The organism is Metapseudomonas boanensis, assembly GCF_042232855.1.
Classification (GTDB): Bacteria; Pseudomonadota; Gammaproteobacteria; order Pseudomonadales; family Pseudomonadaceae; genus Metapseudomonas; species Metapseudomonas boanensis.
Genome location: NZ_CP113889.1, coordinates 26,255 through 46,369 on the forward strand (window position 1 = coordinate 26,255; position 20,115 = coordinate 46,369).

Below are 20,115 nucleotides of genomic sequence, written 5' to 3' on the forward strand. Positions count from 1 at the left end.
AGGCTGCAATAAGGTGCGCCAGCGGCCCCAGCAAACACTGAGCCTCTGGTGGAACCCACTAACCATGCGGCCTTGCAGAGTTGGCACAGCACCTGCAAAGACAGATTCGACAATCTACAAAAGCGCCCACCTCAACGACGAGGTGGCACTTTCCCGATCGAACGGGACTTGGACAAAGGCGTCCTGCTGGCAACAGCAGGCGCCTTTTTTGTTTGCGCGATTGAAATGCAGGAGCCTCCCGCATGAAGAAACTCAAGCTGGTGATGATCGGAAATGGCATGGCTGGGGTCCGTACGCTGGAGGAACTGCTCACGCTTGCCCCAGAGCGCTACGACATTACCGTGTTCGGCGCGGAGCCGCACCCGAACTACAACCGCATCCTGCTCTCCCCCGTATTGGCTGGCGAGCAAGCGTTCGAGGACATCGTCCTCAACGATCTCGACTGGTATTCGCGGCACGACATCAAGCTGCTGCTAGGCCGCGAAGTGGTGAAGATCGACCGAATCAAGCGCCAGGTGATCGCCCAGGACGGTACAGTCGCTGACTACGATCGCCTGGTCATCGCCACGGGCTCCACTCCATTCGTTCCTCCGGTACCGGGTAATCGCCTGGAGGGCGTGTTCGGCTACCGCGACATCGCCGATACCCGCGCGATGATCGAGGCCGCCCGTACCCACAGCCACGCCGTCGTCATCGGTGGCGGCCTGCTCGGCCTGGAAGCTGCCAACGGCCTGCGCCAGCGCGGCATGGACGTCACTGTAGTGCATCTCGGTGACTGGCTGTTGGATCGGCAGCTCGACGCAACCGCCGCAGGCCTACTGAAGGAGGCCCTTCAGGCCCGTGGGATCCACTTCCGCCTGGGAACCAACACAGAGGAACTGGTCGACAACGGCGAAGGCCAGGTCTGCGCCGTCCAGTTCAACGACGGCGACATCATACCCGCTGACCTTGTCGTGCTGGCCGCCGGTATCCGCCCCAATTTCCGGCTCGCGGAAGCAGCAGGCCTGCCCTGCAACCGCGGCATTCTGGTCAACGACACGCTGCAAACCTATGATCCGCGCATCTATGCCATCGGCGAGTGCGCCAACCATCGCGGTGTCGCTTACGGCCTGGTGGCGCCCCTTTTCGACCAGGCCAAGGTTTGCGCCAACCACCTCGCAGGCCTCGGCTTCGCCCGCTACCAGGGTTCGGTGACGTCCACCAAGCTCAAGGTCACCGGCATCGACCTGTTCTCCGCCGGCGATTTCATGGGCAGCGCGGGTTGCGAAACCATCACCTTCTCCGACCCGGTTGGCGGCATCTACAAGAAGCTCGTGATCAAGGACAACCTGCTGGTAGGTGCCTGCCTGTATGGCGACATCGCCGACGGCGCCTGGTACTTCCGGCAAATCCGCGAGCAGCAGGATATCGGCGCCATTCGCGACCACCTGATGTTTGGCGAACCGTCACCGGAATCGGCCTACGCGCAGGAAACCCGCAAGGTCAGCATCAGCCCCATGGTTCCGGCGGCCCCGGCCAGTATGCTCCTGACAGCCACCTTGACCCGGCTGCATGCCCAGCAAACCGCTCTGAGCGCGTGATTGGACGCTTCGATACCTCCTCAAGCCCAGACTTACGGAAGCTTCAACATGTCCCTGAACAGTGAAACCCAAACCACCGCCTCCACCTGCTGCTACTGCGGCGTTGGCTGCGGTGTGCTGATCGAGCACGACGGCGAGCGGATCCTGGGTGTGCAGGGCGACCCCGCGCATCCGGCCAACTTCGGCCGGCTCTGCAGCAAGGGCTCCACCCTGCACTTGACCGGCGATATCGACGCGCGTGCGCTGTACCCGGAACTTTGTCTCGCCAAGGGCCTGGCAAGAGCACGAACCGACTGGAGCACTGCCCTGGACCACGCGGCCAGCCGCTTCGCCGAAACCATCCGCGAGCACGGTCCGGACAGCGTGGCCTTCTATATCTCCGGGCAACTACTGACCGAGGACTACTACGCCTTCAACAAGCTGGCCCGGGCACTGGTCGGCACCCACAACATCGACAGCAACTCCCGGCTGTGCATGTCCTCGGCTGTAGTCGGCTACAAGCGCAGCCTGGGCGTGGACGCGCCGCCCTGCAGCTACGAAGACCTCGAACAGAGCGATTGCGTGCTGATTGCTGGTAGCAACATGGCCTTCGCCCACCCGATCCTGTTTCGTCGCCTGGAAGCGGCCAAGGCGCAGCGCCCCGACATGCGCGTCATCGTCATCGACCCGCGCCGCACTGACACCTGCGACCTGGCGGACTTGCACCTGGCCATTCGTCCCGGCACCGACGTGGCGTTGTTCCACGGCATCCTGCACATCCTGATCCAGGAAGACTGGGTCGCCCGGCGCTTCATCGCCGAACACACCGAAGGCTTCGAGGCGCTCGAAACGCAGGTTGCCGACAGCACCCCGGAGGCGGTTGCAGAATTCTGCGGTATCACCGAGAGCGACCTGCGCCGCTGCGCCGAATGGATCGGCAAGTCGCCAACCTTCCTCTCGCTCTGGTGCATGGGCTTGAACCAGTCCACTGCCGGTAGCGCCAAAAACAGCGCACTGATCAACCTCCACCTGGCCACCGGCATGATCGGTCGCCGCGGTTGCGGCCCCTTCTCCCTCACCGGCCAGCCTAACGCGATGGGCGGCCGCGAAACCGGTAGCCTGGCCAACTTGCTGCCCGGGCATCGGGAGGCTGGCAACGCCGAGCACCGTGCCGAGGTCGCTCAATACTGGGGAGTCGACTCGCTTCCCGTGCGCCCGGGCCTCACGGCCATCGAACTGTTCGAAGCGGTCCGTGACGGACGAATCAAGGCACTCTGGATTGCCTGCACCAATCCGGCCCAATCGCTGCCCGATCAGCAGAAAATCCACGAAGCGCTGGCAGCCTGTCCCTTTGTCGTGGTCCAGGAAGCTTTTTCACCACCGAGACCTGCCGCTATGCCGACCTGCTTCTGCCCGCCGCCAGCTGGGGCGAGAAGGAAGGTACCGTGACCAACTCCGAGCGTCGCGTCAGTCATGTGCGGCGCGCGGTCCCAGCGCCCGCAGAGGCGCGACCGGACTGGGCAATCGTCTGTGACTTCGCCCAGCGCCTGGAATCCCAACTCCGCCCCGGCCTGCCAAGCCTGTTCGACTTCAACAACGCAGAAGCCCTGTTCGAGGAATACAAGCAGCTGACCTCCGGTCGCGACCTCGATCTCACCGGCATCGACTATGCCCTGCTGGACAACCAAGGCCCCCAGCAATGGCCTCTACCCGTGGGGGCCACCCAGGGCACCCCACGGCTCTACGTCGATGGCCGCTTCCCCACTGCGAGCTCACGTGCGCGATTCGTGGCCGACGCTTATTGCGCACCACAGGAACCACGTGATGATCGCTATCCGCTGACGCTGAACACCGGCCGCCTGCGCGACCAGTGGCATGGCATGAGCCGCACCGGCACCGCTGCCCGGCTGTTCGGCCATGTCGAAGAAGCCATGCTGAGCCTGCACCCGGACGAACTGCACCAGCGAGGCCTGCAGGACGGCCAGTTGGTGCGCGTCACCAGCCGGCGCGCTAGCCTGATCCTGCCGGTGCAGAGTGATGACGCAATCCAGCCCGGTGAAGCCTTCCTTCCCATGCATTGGGGCGACCGTTTTCTCAAGGGCCTCGGCTGCAATGTGCTGACACTCCCCGCCTTCGACCCGCTGTCAAAGCAGCCGGAACTGAAGCACGCGGCTGTTGCGATAGAAAAAGCCGAACTGCCCTGGCAATTGTTCGCGCTGATCGAAGGTGACGTTCAGCAACGCTTCGAAGCACTACGCCCTTTGTGCGAGGACTTCGACTATGCCAGCTTGAGTCTGGCAGGCAGGGAGCGTCCCGCCCTGGTACTGCGCGCCGCACACCATGGCGCAATCGCCAAGGAGCTGCTCGACCGGATAGACGTGCATCTGAACCTGTGCGATGGCCCTGTCATCGCCTACGACGACCCCAGCCAAGCCGTCGGCAAGCGCGCGCGCGTCGACCAGGGTCGCATCACAGCCGTACGCCTGGCAGGCGAAACGGCAGCACGGCACTGGCTCAAGGATCTCTGGCAGAGCGGGCAGATGGACGAGCAGATGCGGCGCTGGCTCCTCGCTCCGCTCAGCACCCCGCCCTCGGCCGCTGGCGCTTCAAGCGTCCCAAGCAAAACCCTGTGCAACTGCATGAATGTAAGCCAACAGGCCGTCTGCGCGGGAATCGAGCGCGGGCTGGACCTGGCCGGCCTGAAGCAGGAACTGGGCTGCGGCACCAGCTGCGGCTCCTGCGTTCCGGAAATCAAGAGACTGCTGGTGGCGCACGCGGCGCCCTCCGCAGCGTTTGCCTGAGGAGACCGTTATGAATGGCAAGGTATGGTTGGTAGGCGCAGGCCCAGGAGACCCGGAACTGCTGACGCTCAAGGCGGTACGAGCATTGAGCCGGGCGGAAATCGTGATGATCGACGACCTGGTCAACCCCGCAGTTCTTGAGCACAGCCCTAACGCACGCGTCATCCGCGTCGGCAAACGCGGCGGTTGCCGTTCGACACCCCAGGCGTTCATCCATCGGTTGATGTTGCGCTATGCCCGCCAAGGTAAGGCCGTCGTACGCCTGAAAGGCGGTGACCCTTGCATCTTCGGCCGCGGCGGTGAAGAGGCTGAATGGCTCGCGGCCCATGGCGTGGAAAGCGAGCTGATCAACGGCATCACCGCGGGTCTAGCCGGTGCCACCAACTGTGGCATTTCGCTGACCCTGCGCGGCATCAGTCGCGGCGTGACCCTGGTCACCGCGCATACCCAGGACGACAGCGAACTCAATTGGCATGCCCTCGCCCAGAGTGGAACCACTCTGGTGGTGTACATGGGTGTGGCCAAACTGGCGGACATCCGCAACGGTCTGCTGGCGGGCGGCATGTCCGACGGAATGCCAGTCGCTATGATCGAGAACGCCTCCCTGCCCTTTCAGCGCGAATGTCGAAGCACGCTTGGCCGGATGCAAGCTGATGCTTTGGTCTTCCAGCTCAAGAGCCCTGCGATCCTGGTGATCGGTGAAGTGGCAGCCGATACCTCGGCCCTGCCCCAGGCCCTGAGCGCCTAGTCCCCATCTTCGCTCCTGCGAAGTAGTGCTTGCCCGGCCTTGGCCGGGCTTTTTTATGGCACGATCAGCCCTTTCGCCCACCAGGAAAGCACCGAGGTGAGGAATGTACTTCATCACCGGCGGTGAATTGGCTTTTTCTGGGCTAGCAATTGCTCGCCAGCGTCCGTCGGGACGAAGAGCCATCCAGAAAAACAGACACGTAGGTTGGCCGGTGCTCCGCTGAGCCCGAGAAGCCCGACGGCCCTGAGCACTGCCAATATCCCCCGCCGGACAGGGTAGCCTCCACCGGACAGGTCGCCCCCCCTGCAAGCCGACCGTCCGACCGGCCGACCTGGCTCAACCTTTTTCCAGGCAAAGAAAAACCCGGCCGAAGCCGGGTTTTCCTCAAGCGCAACCCAACTACTTGGCTTGGGCTTCTACTTCAGCCTCTACGCGACGGTTGATCGCGCGGCCATCAGCAGTGGCGTTGTCGGCAACCGGGCGGGACTCGCCGTAGCCAACAGCTTCGACGCGCTCACCACCTACACCGTACTGGTTGACCAGAACTTCACGAACGGCGTTGGCACGACGCTCGGACAGCTTCTGGTTGTAGGCGTCGGTACCAACGGAGTCGGTATGGCCTTCAACGGTGGTGGAGGTAGCCGGGTACTGGTTCATGAAGTCAGCCAGGTTCTTGATATCACCGTAGCTTTCTTCCTTGACCTTGGACTTGTCGAAGTCGAACTTCACGTCCAGCTCGACGCGAACGACTTCAGCAACAGCCGGGCAGCCATCGGCGTCAACGGTGACGTTGGCCGGGGTGTCCGGGCACTTGTCGACGTTGTCGCAAACGCCGTCGTTGTCGCTGTCAGCACAGACTTCGGCTACCGGAGCCGGAGCCGGCTCAGGCTGCTTGGTGGAGCCACCGAAGTTGACGCCGACACCTACGCCAGCCATCCACTCGGATTCCTGGGCGTCCAGGTTGTACATACCGTCCAGGCTAGCCTTGGCGAAGAAGTTCTCGGTGAAGTAGTACTTCAGACCGGTGCCAACGTTTGCGAAGGTGCTGTGGTCGCGGCCGGTGCGCGGCGGGATGTTGCTGATGTTCTGATGGGCGAAACCGGCAGAAACGTACGGACGCAGACCAACACCCGGGGTGCCGAAGTGGTAGACGGCATCGAGGGAAGCCAGGTTGCCCTTGATGTCCTTGTGGCCGTTCGGTGCGAAGGCGTCGTCGGAGGTCATGTCGTGGTATTCACCGTACGACAAGGCCAGGGCGACGTCGTCGGTCAGGTAGTAACCAACGGAACCGCCGTACAGGTTGCCGTCCTCGAGGTTGCGAGAACTGTCAGTGAAGTAACGCTTACCGAAAGCTTCCACCTCAACTGCGCCTTGGCCCTGAGCCAACGCGTTCAGCGAGATAGCGGCAACAAGAGAGCCAACGGCTACGCCCAAGGTGTTTTTCAGTTTCATCCGTAAATCCCCATCATTGGTGGTAAATAAGTTGTCAATCAATCGCTGGGACAACTTCGGGCCGAAGTCTAGCAGAACTTGCCGTCCCTTAAGAGATAATTTTCCCAAACTAAGTTTCGGAGAGGCCCGAGAATTTCTCACGCAGGCGATCCAGCGCACGCTTGTATCGCATCTTGGTCGCACTCAGGCCCATGTGCATGATGTCGGCGATTTCCTGGAACTCCAACTCTGCGACAAAACGTAGCACCAGGATTTCTCTGTCAATGGGGTTGACATGCACAAGCCAACGTTCTAGGCCGCCACGCTCCTCGACTTTGGGAGACTTTTCTTCAGAGGCTTCCTCAAGCGGATCAAGACTCAGAGCATCTAGCAGACGACGCTTTCGCCGCTCTTTCCGATACTGGGTAATGCACTCGTTGTACGTGATGCTATACAACCATGTCTTGAACTTGGACTTGCCCTCGAAGTTCTTCAGGCCGTACAGAACCTTCAGCATGACCTCCTGACAGACATCATCCGCATCACGATCGTTCCCTAGATAACGAGCGCAAACGTTGAAAAGAGTGCGCTGATAACGTCGCATCAACTCTTCATAAGCGCGCGTGACGTGAAACAGCTCGACGTGCGCACGCTCCACCAGCTCCTCGTCAGAAAGCTCGCGTGGGTCATAGCGCAAGGACAGCGATTGGGGCTTGTTCAAAGCGGGTCGGGCCGACAGTCAGGTCAAAAGCCGCCGGAGCACGAAGGTTCGCGCTCCAATTCTGGCGGCATACATTAGCAGGGAAATGCCGTCGTGTTAGCGGCTGGTTACCCGTTGATCAAGTAATGCGCGGTTCGACAGCGAAACCAGCTCACCATCCTCGGTAAGCAGGAGCGTTTTCACCGTGCCGATCTCTTCGATCTGCCCTTCGACATCGCCAATCTTGACTTGTTGCCCGACTTGATAAAGTTCTCGCACATAGATGCCGGCCAGGATCTGGCCTGCGATCTCGCGACTTCCCAATCCCAACGCCAGGGCAGCCGCCAAGCCGATGGAAATCAGCACGATAGCGATGACGTTGTTCAGCAGGTCGGTCTTGACCTCGAGCTGACCGATGGCCACTGAAATGCTGATGATGATGACCAGACCCTGGGCGAGGCGCCCAAGGCCGTGTGCGTACTCAAGGCCAACACCCTCCGCCGCACCGCGCACCACGCCGCTGAGCAGCTGGGCCAGCAATACGCCAGCCAGCAATACCAGGGCAGCGCCAAGAACCTTGGGCAGGTATAGGGCCAGCACATCCAGAGTCGCCGACACTCGATCCAGGCCCAGGGATTCGGCAGCGGACACCAGGAAGATCAGCAATACGAACCAGTAGACGATCTTGCCGATCAAGGTGGAAACCGGGACCTGGATACCGGCACGGGCAATCATCTTGGTCAGGCCGGTGCCGCCCATCAGGCGATCAAGCCCGACTTTGGCGAGCAGCTTCGACAGCAGCGTATCGAGCAGCTTGGCCACCACGAAACCGAGCAGCACTACGACCAGCGCGCCGAAAAGACGCGGAATGAAGCCAGCCACCGGTGCCCACACCGAGGTCATGGCGTTAACGAGTCCTTGGGTCCAGGGGTCGAATTCCATGTTCAATCAGCCTTATCTGCAGAGCGGTCAGGAGCATTACGGCGCGAAACAGGCGCCAGGTGAGGTGAACCATTGTTCAGGGCAATCATCATGGCCTCTAGCCAATGCCCCATCAGGCCGAACAAGTCCCCCGCGCCGACCTGGCGGTTGGCGGTCTTGAGTACCCGCCCCAGGGTCGCATCGTCATCATGATCAGACGACGGCGCCTTGAGCAGGTCTCGCAGGGATTCTTCAAACGGATCGTGCATGCGCACCTCACGTGGATATGTCGGCTAGACGCAGCCGACCTTGGGCAGGTCACATCAGAGCCAGCGCAGGCGACGGAACAACCACCACTGAAACAGAACCATTCCACCAATCAGGGCGCAAACGACATAGAACCCATAGCTCGTCCCTGCACCGGGAATTCCGGCCACGTTCATACCCAGCAACCCAGTGACGAAGCTCATCGGCAGGAAAAAGCCGGTCGTGATACCCAGCAAATACATGGTCTTGCCCATTCGCTCGCTCTGGCGGCGGCTTTCCGACTCCAGCACCAGTCCAACCCGTTCACGCGTCAGCTCTAGCTCTTCCAGATAGCGAGTAAGGCGGTTGTTCAGCTCGTTCCAGTACCCGGTATCGTCCTCGACGAACCAGGGCAGGCGATTGCGCCCCAATTGAGCGTAAAGGTCGCGTTGCGGCGCAAGGAATCGCCGCAGGGCTGCTGCACGGCGACGCACCTGGAGCATGAGGTCATGGTCCGGGCGAAAACGCTCGTCCACATCCAGGCGCTCCTCCTGCTCGTCCACCCGCTCGGCAAAATCACTGACCAGGGTGTCGACCTTGTCCGTCAGGTGCTCCGCGAGATAAAGCAGTACCTCCGAGCCGGTTTTCGGGCCAGAGCCACGACCCCATTGCTCGATGAGCGCATCAGTGGCGTGCAAGGGCCTAAGTCGCAACGAGATGACTCGCTGCGCATCGGCGAAGATGCGGACTGCAACCATGTCCTCGGGCTCAGACCCCGGATTCAGATTGATGCCCCGCAGGAACAGCAGGAGCTCGTCGCCAGGCAGGGACAGCAAACGTGGCCGCGTACTTTCCTCAAGCAACAGGTCGCAGGTGAACTCGGCCAATCCGCTGCGTTCCCTCAGCCAACGCTGCGCTTGAGGATGGCTTCTGTCCCAGTGCAACCAGAGGCTCTGCCCCGGCTGCAGGTCCAGACTCTCCAACGCCAGTCGGGAGATGGGAGCTGCCCCGCCCTGGCCATCGAGCACAAAGGCATGGACCAGCCCCCATTGGGCGTTCTGCTCCTCGAACATGACGACTCCTGCCCCCAAGACTCCAGGCGATGCTGATGGACTTGCCTTACTGAGGCATCTCAAGGGCCTTGGGCGAGACAATTACGCCATTGTTGTCGGCGTAGATGAATTCGCCTGGGCGAAAGGTTATCCCGCCAAAGGTAACCGGCACATTGAGGTCGCCAATACCGCGCTTGTCGGTTTTCATCGGGTGAGTGGCCAGCGCCTGCACACCCAGGTCGGTCTGGGCGATGACATCGACATCACGGATGCAACCATAGACCACGATGCCCTCCCAGCCGTTCTTCGCCGCTTTCTCGGCCAGCATGTCGCCAAGCAGTGCACGGCGAAGCGAGCCGCCACCATCCACGACCAGGACCTTGCCCTTGCCCGGCAGGTCGACCTGCTCTTTCACCAGGGAGTTGTCTTCGAAGCACTTCACGGTGACGATTTCACCACCGAAGGAGTCGCGGCCGCCGAAGTTGCTGAGCATCGGCTCGACAACCTGCACGAGGTCGGGATAGGCGTCACACAAGTCAGGGGTAACGTATTGCATGGTCATCTCCTTGATAGCAGTTACAGGTCGAGCCCGACGCGATCACCATCGTACGCCAGCGGCAGTCGCTGAAGAGGCGCACAAGGTGCGTTGATGGCGCAACCAGTGGACAGGTCGAAGGTTATCCCATGCCGGGAACAGCGCAGCATCGTTCCTTCGAGGGTTCCGTTGTGCAGGGGAGCGCCTTGGTGTGGGCAGCGATTTTCCATGAGGATCGGCTGCCTATCAACGACGATCAACAGCAAATGACGACCCTGCACCTGAAAAGTGCCGCGATAGCCTTCGTCCAGATTGATCAATCGTTCCAACTCTACGAACATAGAGCCTCCGAACCCCTGCGGTTCTGTGCATATTTGCATATGCCCCATTGAGCCGAAATCGAAAACCTGCTGTATTCGACTAGCCCGCTGCGATTTCCGTCCCGACCTGCGCAGGCAGCTGCCGATCCTCAAGCCAACGCGCAACGAGCGGCCAGACTTCACGCTGGGCATCCTTGCCGATGAGCATTTCGACATGCCCGTAATCACCAGCGAAACCTTCCTGCCGAGACAGGCATAGAAAATGCCGACTCTCCTCAGGAAACTGCTCCAACAGCTTGCGGCAGGCCCAGACGGGATCTTGCCCGTCACCCGCAGCAGCAACTGCCAGCACAGGTACGGGCACTTCGGACAAGCCCGCCCACCAGTCGCTCTCGGCGTCACCAAAGCGGCCGAACAGCCCGTGCCAACGCAAACTCTCGAGGGCAAGCCCGATCGGTTCGTCCTCCGGACCGCGCTTCAGCAAAGAGCCGGATAGCACCTCGAAGCGCTTGAGTAGTAGACGACCGCCCCACTCCACCGGCGGCATTTTCAACGGCCAGTAGGTACGACTGACCTGACTTCCGAACAGCGCCACCGATGCGACCTGCCCTTCGCCAAGATAGTGCCCACCGAGCGCCGCAGCCAGGGTCGTTCCCCCAAGGGAATGCCCGATCCAGTGCGGAACCTCGCCCGTCTGCTCGCACACGAAATCGGCGATGGCGGGCAAGTCATAGCGCGCGTAATCAGCCACGCGATTGCGTCGATAGTGCTGGTTGCGCGGCGAAAGGCCATGCCCACGCATTTCCGCTATCCAGATATCGAAGCCCGCCCTGGCCAGGAAAGGCCCCAGGCCGATTCCCTTGGGCGAGTACCAGAATCGCCGGTTTGAAAAACTGCCATGCAACAGGATGACTGGCGCGCCACGCGCACCCTCACGGCCAAATATCCCAAGTCGGGTCAAAACCAGTTCAACACTGGGGTCCGGGCTATTGCCTGGCTTCAGACGATAGACATCCTCGGTCAGGTCGCCACGAAGTTCCGCGCTCATCAGCGCAACGGGAAATAGATCGCTACTGCTCTGCATGATTCTGCTTGCACAAAAAAGGGCGGGACTTACGCCCGCCCTTTTCGAGATGACTTCTGGAGCCTGCTTTCAGGGCCGTTGAGCGCGCCTAAGCTGCGCTCGCAAAGCCTTTAAGCCACTCCAGGTATCAGGCCTGCCCTTCAGCCAGGAAGAACCAGGTATCCAGCACGGAGTCGGGGTTCAGCGAAACGCTCTCGATGCCCTGCTCCATCAGCCACTTGGCCAGATCGGGATGGTCCGACGGGCCCTGTCCACAAATACCGATGTACTTGCCTGCCTTGTTGCAGGCAGTAATGGCGTTGGCCAGCAGCTTCTTCACGGCAGGATTACGCTCGTCGAACAGGTGCGCAACGATGCCAGAGTCCCGGTCCAGGCCCAGGGTAAGTTGGGTGAGGTCGTTGGAACCGATGGAGAAACCATCGAAGAACTCCAGGAACTCATCGGCCAGCAGGGCGTTCGACGGCAGCTCGCACATCATGATGACCTTCAGGCCATTCTCACCGCGCTTCAGGCCATTACTGGCGAGCAATTCGACAACCTGCGAGGCCTCGCCGAGGGTGCGAACGAAAGGCACCATGATCTCGACGTTGGTCAGACCCATCTCGTTGCGCACCTTCTTCAGCGCACGGCACTCCAGCTCGAAGCAGTCACGGAACGACTCGCTGATATAGCGCGAGGCACCGCGGAAGCCGAGCATCGGATTTTCTTCTTCCGGCTCGTAAAGCTTGCCGCCGATAAGGTTGGCGTATTCATTGGACTTGAAGTCCGACAGGCGCACGATGACCTTCTTCGGCCAGAAAGCAGCAGCCAGGGTACTGATGCCCTCGACCAGCTTCTCGACGTAGAAACCAACCGGGTCGTTGTAGCCGGCAATGCGCTTCTCGACGCTGTCCTTGATCTCAGCCGGCAAGCCGGCGAAGTTCAGCAAGGCCTTGGGGTGCACGCCGATCATGCGGTTGATGATGAATTCCAGTCGGGCCAAGCCAACGCCTTCGTTCGGCAATTGGGCGAAGTCGAAAGCGCGGTCCGGGTTACCGACGTTCATCATGATCTTGAACGGCAGCTCGGGCATGGCATCGACCGAGTTCTTACGAATGTCGAAACCCAACTGGCCTTCGAATATGAAGCCGGTATCACCTTCGGCACAGGAAACGGTAACGCCCTGGCCATCCTGCAGGACATGAGTGGCGTTGCCGCAACCCACAACAGCCGGAATACCCAGCTCACGAGCGATGATCGCAGCGTGGCAGGTACGCCCCCCGCGGTTGGTGACGATGGCGCTTGCGCGCTTCATCACCGGCTCCCAGTCCGGGTCAGTCATGTCGGAGACCAGCACGTCACCCGGCTGGACCTTGTCCATCTCGGAAACGTCGTGGATCACCTTCACCGGGCCGGCACCAATGCGCTGGCCAATAGCACGGCCTTCGACCAGGACCTTGCCCTTTTCCTTCAGCAGGTAGCGCTCCATGACGGTGGCGCTGGTGCGGCTCTTCACGGTCTCGGGACGAGCCTGGACGATGTACAGTTTGCCGTCGTCACCGTCCTTGGCCCACTCGATGTCCATCGGGCGGCCGTAGTGCTTCTCGATGATCAGCGCCTGTTTGGCCAGCTCGGTGACCTCGGCGTCAGACAGGGCAAAACGGGCACGATCGGCACGATCCACCTCGACGGTCTTGACCGATTTGCCGGCCTTGGCCTCCTCGCCATAGATCATCTTGATAGCCTTGCTGCCCAGGTTACGGCGCAGGATCGCGGGACGGCCCGCCTCAAGGGTCGACTTGTGCACGTAGAACTCGTCCGGGTTCACGGCGCCTTGTACGACGGTTTCACCCAGGCCATAAGCGGCAGTGATGAAGACCACGTCACGGAAGCCGGACTCGGTGTCCAGGGTAAACATGACGCCGGCGGTGCCGGTTTCGGAGCGGACCATGCGCTGCACGCCGGCGGACAGGGCGACGAGCTTGTGATCGAAGCCCTGATGCACGCGGTAAGCAATGGCTCGGTCGTTGAACAGGGAGGCGAATACCTCCTTGGCTGCGCGGATCACGTTATCCACGCCGCGGATGTTGAGGAAGGTTTCCTGTTGACCGGCAAAGGAAGCGTCCGGCAGGTCTTCGGCGGTAGCGGAAGAGCGAACGGCTACAGCCAGGTTGTCGCTGCCCTGGGCCAGTTCGGCGAAGGCAGTGCGGATTTCCGCATCCAGACGCGCAGGAAACTCGGCATCCATCACCCAGCCGCGGATCTCCGCGCCGGTCTTTGCGAGGGCATTGACGTCATCCACATCGAGCTGATCCAAGGCAGCATGGATACGGTCGTTCAGGCCGCTCTGCTCGAGGAAGTCACGGTAGGCCTGGGCGGTCGTGGCGAAACCACCGGGGACAGAAACACCGGCGCCAGCCAGATTGCTGATCATCTCGCCCAGGGATGCGTTCTTGCCCCCCACATGCTCAACATCGTGGACGCCGAGCTTATCGAGGGAAACTACGTACTCTACCAAGGTGATCTCTCCACTAATGTGTTGGAAAAGCTCAAACGGAGCAGGTCCGCTGCGTTCTGGCCTTGAGCCAGAAAAATAAGTCACAATGCCGACCGGCTGGGGCCCAGCGAAAAAACGCGGCCTATCATAGCCAAGAATTGATCCTGACTTAAGGCCCTTGGCGCAAATGAAACGTACCGCTTTCTTTATTTCAGATGGCACTGGCATCACTGCAGAAGCCTTGGGCCAGAGCCTCCTTGCGCAGTTCGAAACCACCACCTTCAGCAAGATCACGCGCCCCTACATCGACAACGTCGAAAAGGCGCGCGCCATCGTACAGCAAATCAACAAGGCTGCCGAGGCAGACGGGGCGCGCCCCATCATCTTCGACACCATCGTCAACCAGGACATCCGCGACGTCCTGGCGACCTCCAACGGGTTCATGATCGACATCTTCTCGACGTTCCTTTCCCCGCTGGAACAAGAGCTTACGACGCACTCATCCTACTCGGTCGGTAAATCCCACTCCATCGGCCAACACAGCAATTACATGGAGCGCATCGAAGCTGTCAACTTCGCCCTGGACAATGATGACGGTGCCCGAACTCATTTTTACGAGAAGGCCGACCTGATCCTGGTTGGAGTGTCACGCTGTGGCAAGACCCCGACCTGCCTGTACATGGCCATGCAGTACGGGATTCGCGCCGCCAACTATCCGCTGACAGAGGAAGACATGGAGCGCCTGCAGCTGCCATCTGCCCTCAAGCAGTACAAGAGCAAGTTGTTCGGCTTGACCATCGACCCCGACCGCCTGACCGCCATCCGTCACGAACGCAAACCCAATAGCCGCTATGCCAGCTTCGCCCAGTGCGAGTTCGAAGTGCGCGAAGTGGAGAGCCTGTTCCGCCGGGAAAACATTAATTTCATCAATTCCACGCATTTCTCGGTGGAGGAAATCTCCGCCAAGATCCTGGTGGAAAAAGGTATTGAGCGCCGCCTCAAGTAAACAGCTCGAAGATCCTGTGAAAAAGCCCGCCTCGGCGGGCTTTTTCATCAGCGCATGCTCTCGCCGCGTTCACGGATCCAGCAGTCGCGCACCTTAGAACGCATCACCAGGCACGCGAACCCACCCTTCCATCAAGACACGGGCGCTGCGACTCATGATCGCCTTGGTGACTGTCCATTCGCCGTCGATCTGACTCGCTTCCGCGCCCACTCGCAGGGTGCCCGAGGGATGGCCGAAGCGCACGGCGCTACGCGCGCTGCCACCAGCGGCGAGATTCACCAGCGTGCCCGGAATCGCAGCAGCGGTCCCAATAGCCACAGCGGCGGTGCCCATCATGGCGTGATGCAATTTACCCATGGACAACGCACGCACCAGCAGGTCGACGTCAGAAGCCGCTACCGGCTTGCCACTGGAAGCAATGTAATCGACCGGCTTGGCGACGAAGGCCACCTTGGGCGTGTGCTGACGCTTGGCGGCTTCATCCACGTCATCGATGAGGCCCATGCGCACCGCCCCATAGGCGCGGATCGTCTCGAACATGGCCAGCGCCTTGGTATCGCCGTTGATCGCGTCCTGCAGCTCGGTGCCCGTGTAGCCGATGTCTTCTGCGTTGACGAAGATCGTCGGGATGCCGGCGTTGATAAGGGTCGCCTTGAAAGTACCGACACCCGGCACTTCCAGGTCATCCACCAGGTTTCCGGTGGGGAACATGGAGCCGCTGCCCTCGCCGTCACCCTCGTCGGCGGGGTCAAGGAACTCCAGTTGCACCTCGGCTGCGGGGAACGTCACACCATCGAGCTCGAAGTCGCCGGTTTCCTGGACTTCACCGTTGATGATGGGGACGTGGGCAACGATGGTCTTGCCGATATTGGCCTGCCAGATTCGCACAGTGCAGACGCCGCTCCGCGGGATTCGTGCGGCATCCACCAGGCCGGAGCTGATGGCAAAGGAGCCTACCGCAGCGGACAGGTTGCCGCAGTTGCCGCTCCAGTCGACAAAGGCCTTCTCGATCGACACCTGACCGAAGAGGTAATCCACGTCATGGTCCGGCTTCGAGCTCTTGGACAGGATGACCGTCTTGCTGGTGCTCGAGGTCGCCCCGCCCATGCCGTCGATCTGCTTGCCATAGGGGTCTGGACTGCCGATAACCCGCAACAACAGGGCATCGCGCGCCGCGCCTGGCACTTGCGCGCGCTCGGGCAGATCGTGCAGGCGGAAGAACACGCCCTTGCTGGTGCCGCCACGGATGTAGGTGGCGGGTACTTTGATCTGAGGTACATGAGCCATAAAGCGTCTTTCCTGTTGGGCTGGGGCGGGGCATTGCAGCCCCGCTCAGCCAGGTCTAACCCGCAGGATGGATTGAGCAAAGCGATATCCATGGAGCCTGGGCTCGCTGGGTCTCACTGTGCTCAACGCCAACCTGCGACCTCATTGCGCTGGGCAGCTCAGACAGCCGCCGCCTCCAGGAAGTCCTGAGCAAAGCGCTGCAACACGCCGCCGGCCTCGTAGATAGAGACTTCCTCGTCGCTATCCAGTCGGCAGGTCACCGGCACCTCGACGCTCTCGCCGTTCTTGCGACGAATGACGAGCGTGAGGTCAGCGCGCGGCTTGCGCTCGCCTACCACATCGAAGGTTTCGGTGCCGTCGATACCGAGCGTCTTGCGGGTCACGCCCGACTTGAACTCCAGCGGCAACACGCCCATCCCAATCAGGTTGGTGCGATGGATACGCTCGAAGCCTTCGGCAACGATGGCCTCGACACCCGCCAGGCGCACGCCCTTGGCTGCCCAGTCACGCGAGGAGCCCTGACCGTAGTCGGCACCCGCGATGATGATCAGCGGCTGCTTGCGGTCCATGTAGGTCTCGATCGCTTCCCACATGCGCATGACCTTGCCTTCCGGCTCGACGCGGGCCAGGGAGCCCTTCTTGACCTGGCCGTCGACCACGGCCATCTCGTTGACCAGCTGCGGGTTAGCGAAGGTGGCGCGCTGCGCAGTCAGGTGGTCGCCGCGGTGGGTCGCGTAGGAGTTGAAGTCCTCTTCTGGCAGACCCATTTTCGCCAGGTACTCACCCGCTGCACTGTTGGCCATGATGGCGTTCGACGGCGACAGGTGGTCGGTGGTGATGTTATCCGGCAGCACCGCTAGCGGACGCATGCCCTTGAGCGTGCGCTCACCCGCCAGTGCACCCTCCCAATAGGGCGGGCGGCGAATATAGGTGCTCATCGGGCGCCAGTCGTACAGCGGCTCGACTTTGGGACCGTTGTCTTCCTGAATCGCGAACATCGGGATGTAGACCTGGCGGAACTGCTCCGGCTTCACCGAAGCCTTGACCACGGCATCGATCTCTTCGTCACTTGGCCAGATGTCCTTCAGGCGGATTTCCTTGCCATCCACTACGCCCAGCACATCCTTCTCGATGTCGAAGCGAACGGTACCGGCAATCGCGTAGGCCACCACCAGCGGCGGCGAGGCGAGGAAAGCCTGCTTGGCATAGGGATGGATACGGCCGTCGAAGTTGCGGTTACCGGAGAGTACGGCGGTCGCGTAGAGGTCGCGATCGATGATCTCCTGCTGGATTTTCGGATCCAGCGCACCAGACATGCCGTTGCAGGTGGTGCAGGCAAAGGCGACCACGCCGAAGCCGAGCTTCTCCAGTTCCGGCAGCAGCCCCCCCTCTTCCAGGTACAGCTTCACGGTCTTGGAACCCGGTGCCAGGGAGGACTTCACCCAGGGCTTGCGGGTCAGCCCAAGCTTGTTGGCGTTACGTGCCAGCAGGCCGGCAGCGATCACGTTGCGCGGGTTGCTGGTGTTGGTGCAGCTGGTGATGGCGGCAATGATCACCGCGCCATCGGGCATCTGACCAGGAACTTCTTCCCACTCGCCAGCAATGCCTTTCGCGGCGAGATCGGCGGTTGCGAGGCGGGCATGCGGGTTGGACGGGCCGGCCATGTTGCGTACAACGGTGGACAGGTCGAACTTGAGCACACGCTCGTACTCGGCATTGACCAGGCTGTCGGACCAGAGGCCGGCCGCCTTCGCATAGGTTTCCACCAGCTTGACCTGCTCATCATCACGACCGGTGAGCTTCAGGTAGTCAATGGTCTGCTGGTCGATGGAGAACATCGCGGCAGTGGCGCCGTACTCCGGCGCCATGTTGGAGATGGTCGCGCGGTCGCCCAGGGTCAGCGCGGAAGCGCCCTCGCCGTAGAACTCCAGGTAGGCACCCACCACTTTGGCCTTGCGCAGGAACTCAGTCAGCGCAAGCACGACGTCGGTAGCGGTGATGCCCGGCTGCGGCTTGCCGGACAGCTCTACGCCGATGATGTCAGGCAGGCGCATCCAGGAAGCGCGGCCCAGCATCACGTTCTCGGCTTCCAGGCCGCCGACGCCGATTGCGATCACACCCAGCGCGTCAACATGCGGAGTGTGGCTGTCAGTACCCACGCAGGTGTCCGGAAAGGCTACGCCCTCGCGCACCTGGATGACCGGCGACATCTTCTCCAGGTTGATCTGGTGCATGATGCCGTTGCCCGGCGGGATCACATCGACGTTCTTGAACGCCTTCTTGGTCCAGTTGATGAAGTGGAAGCGATCTTCGTTGCGGCGATCCTCGATAGCACGGTTCTTCTCGAACGCCTGCGGGTCGAAGCCGCCGCACTCTACCGCCAGCGAGTGGTCGACGATCAGCTGCACCGGTACCACCGGGTTGACCTGAGCAGGGTCTCCGCCCTGGTCGGCAATGGCATCGCGCAGGCCGGCAAGGTCCACCAGCGCCGTCTGACCAAGGATGTCATGACACACCACGCGGGCCGGGAACCACGGGAAGTCCAGGTCACGCCTGCGCTCGATGAGTTGATTCAGGGAATCGTTCAGCGTGGCAGGGTCGCAACGGCGCACCAGGTTTTCCGCCAGCACACGCGAGGTGTAGGGCAACGTGTCATAGGCACCAGGCTTGATTGCCTCGACCGCAGCGCGTGCGTCGAAGTAATCCAGCGCAGCACCCGGCAGATTCTTGCGGAATTGTGTGTTCATCTTATTTGCGATCCTTGAGCGGCACGAACTTCAGGTCCTCGGGACCGACGTAGTTGGCGCTCGGGCGGATGATCTTGCCATCGATGCGCTGCTCGATGACATGGGACGACCAGCCGGAGGTGCGGGCGATCACGAACAGCGGGGTGAACATGGCAGTAGGCACGCCCATCATGTGGTAGCTGACTGCGCTGAACCAATCCAGGTTGGGGAACATCTTCTTGATCTCCCACATCACGCTTTCCAGGCGCTCGGCGATGTCGAACATCTTGGTATTGCCCTGCTCGGCGGAAAGCTCGCGAGCCACTTCCTTGATCACCTTGTTGCGCGGATCGGAGACGGTGTAGACCGGATGGCCGAAACCGATGACTACTTCCTTCTTCTCTACGCGGGCACGGATGTCAGCCTCGGCTTCGTCCGGATTGTCGTAGCGCTTCTGGATCTCGAAGGCCACTTCGTTGGCGCCGCCGTGCTTGGGCCCACGCAGCGCGCCGATGGCGCCGGCAATGCACGAGAACATGTCGGAGCCGGTACCCGCGATCACCCGCGAAGTAAAGGTGGACGCGTTGAATTCGTGCTCGGCATAGAGGATCAGCGAGGTGTGCATGGCGCGCACCCACGAGTCACGTGGCTTCTCGCCGTGCAGCAGATGCAGGAAGTGGCCGCCGATGGAGTCGTCGTCGGTTTCCACTTCGATGCGTTTGCCGTTGTGGCTGTAGTGATACCAGTACAGCAGCACGGAACCCAGGGAGGCCATCAGCTTATCGGCGATGTCGCGAGCGCCCGGGTGATTGTGGTCGTCCTTCTCCGGCGACAGGCAACCCAGCACGGAGACGGCAGTACGCATCACGTCCATCGGGTGAGCGGAAGGCGGCAGCTGCTCGAGAGCAGCCTTGACGCCGGCCGGGAGGCCACGCAGGGCCTTGAGCTTGGCCTTGTAACCAGCCAGCTCGGCAACGTTGGGCAGCTTGCCGTGGACCAGCAAGTGGGCGATTTCCTCGAACTCGCAGGTGGTGGCGAAGTCGAGAATGTCATAGCCGCGGTAGTGCAGGTCATTGCCAGTGCGGCCAACGGTGCACAGGGCGGTATTGCCAGCGGCAGTGCCACTCAGAGCCACCGATTTCTTCGGCTTGAAGGCTGTGGTGGTGGTTTCGGCGGTAGCGCTCATCGCTTGGATCTCCTCATCTTTTCCGGTTGTTTCTCTT

The 20,115-nt window shown here is 61.3% G+C and carries 14 protein-coding genes and 2 pseudogenes; 4 read left to right on the forward strand and 12 right to left on the reverse strand.

Annotation, left to right across the window (positions count from 1 at the left end; all coding sequences use genetic code 11):
• Positions 1-242 precede the first annotated feature (242 nt).
• The 3 genes and pseudogenes from OXH74_RS00110 to cobA all read left to right on the forward strand — a co-directional run.
• Positions 243-1,442: pseudogene (locus OXH74_RS00110) on the forward strand (NAD(P)/FAD-dependent oxidoreductase); the annotation flags it as partial.
• A 186-nt stretch (positions 1,443-1,628) separates the two neighbouring features.
• A pseudogene (locus OXH74_RS00115) lies at positions 1,629-4,360 on the forward strand (molybdopterin-dependent oxidoreductase).
• 10 nt (positions 4,361-4,370) lie between these two features.
• Positions 4,371-5,108, forward strand: a complete 738-nt coding sequence (gene cobA, locus OXH74_RS00120; protein WP_375739565.1) for a uroporphyrinogen-III C-methyltransferase — start codon at positions 4,371-4,373, stop codon at positions 5,106-5,108.
• 399 nt (positions 5,109-5,507) lie between these two features.
• Here the strand turns inward: cobA and OXH74_RS00125 are convergent, their stop codons facing one another.
• The 9 genes from OXH74_RS00125 to ppsA form a co-directional block, all read right to left on the reverse strand.
• The gene (locus tag OXH74_RS00125) at positions 5,508-6,560 is read right to left on the reverse strand and encodes an OmpA family protein (RefSeq protein ID WP_215378472.1); all 1,053 of its coding nucleotides are present in this window, start codon (positions 6,558-6,560) and stop codon (positions 5,508-5,510) included.
• Between the two features lie 109 nt (positions 6,561-6,669).
• Positions 6,670-7,260 (reverse strand): RNA polymerase sigma factor SigX, encoded by a 591-nt coding sequence (gene sigX, locus OXH74_RS00130; RefSeq protein WP_215378474.1) that lies wholly within the window; start codon positions 7,258-7,260, stop codon positions 6,670-6,672.
• Between the two features lie 96 nt (positions 7,261-7,356).
• Complete coding sequence (locus tag OXH74_RS00135; protein WP_215378476.1) at positions 7,357-8,181, reverse strand: mechanosensitive ion channel domain-containing protein; 825 nt, start codon at positions 8,179-8,181, stop codon at positions 7,357-7,359.
• A 2-nt stretch (positions 8,182-8,183) separates the two neighbouring features.
• Positions 8,184-8,435 carry a CrfX protein gene (locus OXH74_RS00140; RefSeq protein ID WP_215378478.1) on the reverse strand — a complete coding sequence of 84 codons (252 nt, stop codon included), beginning with the start codon at positions 8,433-8,435 and terminating at the stop codon, positions 8,184-8,186.
• A gap of 48 nt (positions 8,436-8,483) precedes the next feature.
• Entirely contained in the window at positions 8,484-9,479 is a 996-nt protein-coding gene (locus OXH74_RS00145) for a zinc transporter ZntB (protein ID WP_375739571.1), read from the reverse strand.
• A 46-nt stretch (positions 9,480-9,525) separates the two neighbouring features.
• Positions 9,526-10,014, reverse strand: a complete 489-nt coding sequence (rraA, locus tag OXH74_RS00150) for a ribonuclease E activity regulator RraA (protein WP_375739566.1) — start codon at positions 10,012-10,014, stop codon at positions 9,526-9,528.
• Between the two features lie 20 nt (positions 10,015-10,034).
• A complete protein-coding gene (locus OXH74_RS00155) occupies positions 10,035-10,334 on the reverse strand; it encodes a Rieske (2Fe-2S) protein (protein ID WP_375739567.1) in 300 nt (99 codons plus the stop codon).
• 79 nt (positions 10,335-10,413) lie between these two features.
• Positions 10,414-11,397 carry an alpha/beta fold hydrolase gene (locus OXH74_RS00160; RefSeq protein ID WP_375739568.1) on the reverse strand — a complete coding sequence of 328 codons (984 nt, stop codon included), beginning with the start codon at positions 11,395-11,397 and terminating at the stop codon, positions 10,414-10,416.
• A 127-nt stretch (positions 11,398-11,524) separates the two neighbouring features.
• A complete protein-coding gene (gene ppsA / locus OXH74_RS00165; protein WP_375739569.1) occupies positions 11,525-13,894 on the reverse strand; it encodes a phosphoenolpyruvate synthase in 2,370 nt (789 codons plus the stop codon).
• Positions 13,895-14,060: 166 nt separating this feature from the next.
• Between ppsA and OXH74_RS00170 the strand changes: the two genes are divergently transcribed.
• Complete coding sequence (locus OXH74_RS00170) at positions 14,061-14,879, forward strand: pyruvate, water dikinase regulatory protein (protein WP_375739572.1); 819 nt, start codon at positions 14,061-14,063, stop codon at positions 14,877-14,879.
• A gap of 93 nt (positions 14,880-14,972) precedes the next feature.
• Here the strand turns inward: OXH74_RS00170 and prpF are convergent, their stop codons facing one another.
• The 3 genes from prpF to prpC all read right to left on the reverse strand — a co-directional run bounded on the left by prpF (position 14,973) and on the right by prpC (position 20,078).
• Complete coding sequence (gene prpF, locus OXH74_RS00175) at positions 14,973-16,166, reverse strand: 2-methylaconitate cis-trans isomerase PrpF (protein ID WP_375739573.1); 1,194 nt, start codon at positions 16,164-16,166, stop codon at positions 14,973-14,975.
• A 158-nt stretch (positions 16,167-16,324) separates the two neighbouring features.
• Positions 16,325-18,913, reverse strand: coding sequence for a Fe/S-dependent 2-methylisocitrate dehydratase AcnD (acnD, locus tag OXH74_RS00180; protein ID WP_375739574.1), 2,589 nt, complete (start codon positions 18,911-18,913; stop codon positions 16,325-16,327).
• 1 nt (position 18,914) lies between these two features.
• The gene (gene prpC / locus OXH74_RS00185) at positions 18,915-20,078 is read right to left on the reverse strand and encodes a 2-methylcitrate synthase (protein WP_215378497.1); all 1,164 of its coding nucleotides are present in this window, start codon (positions 20,076-20,078) and stop codon (positions 18,915-18,917) included.
• Positions 20,079-20,115 lie beyond the last annotated feature (37 nt).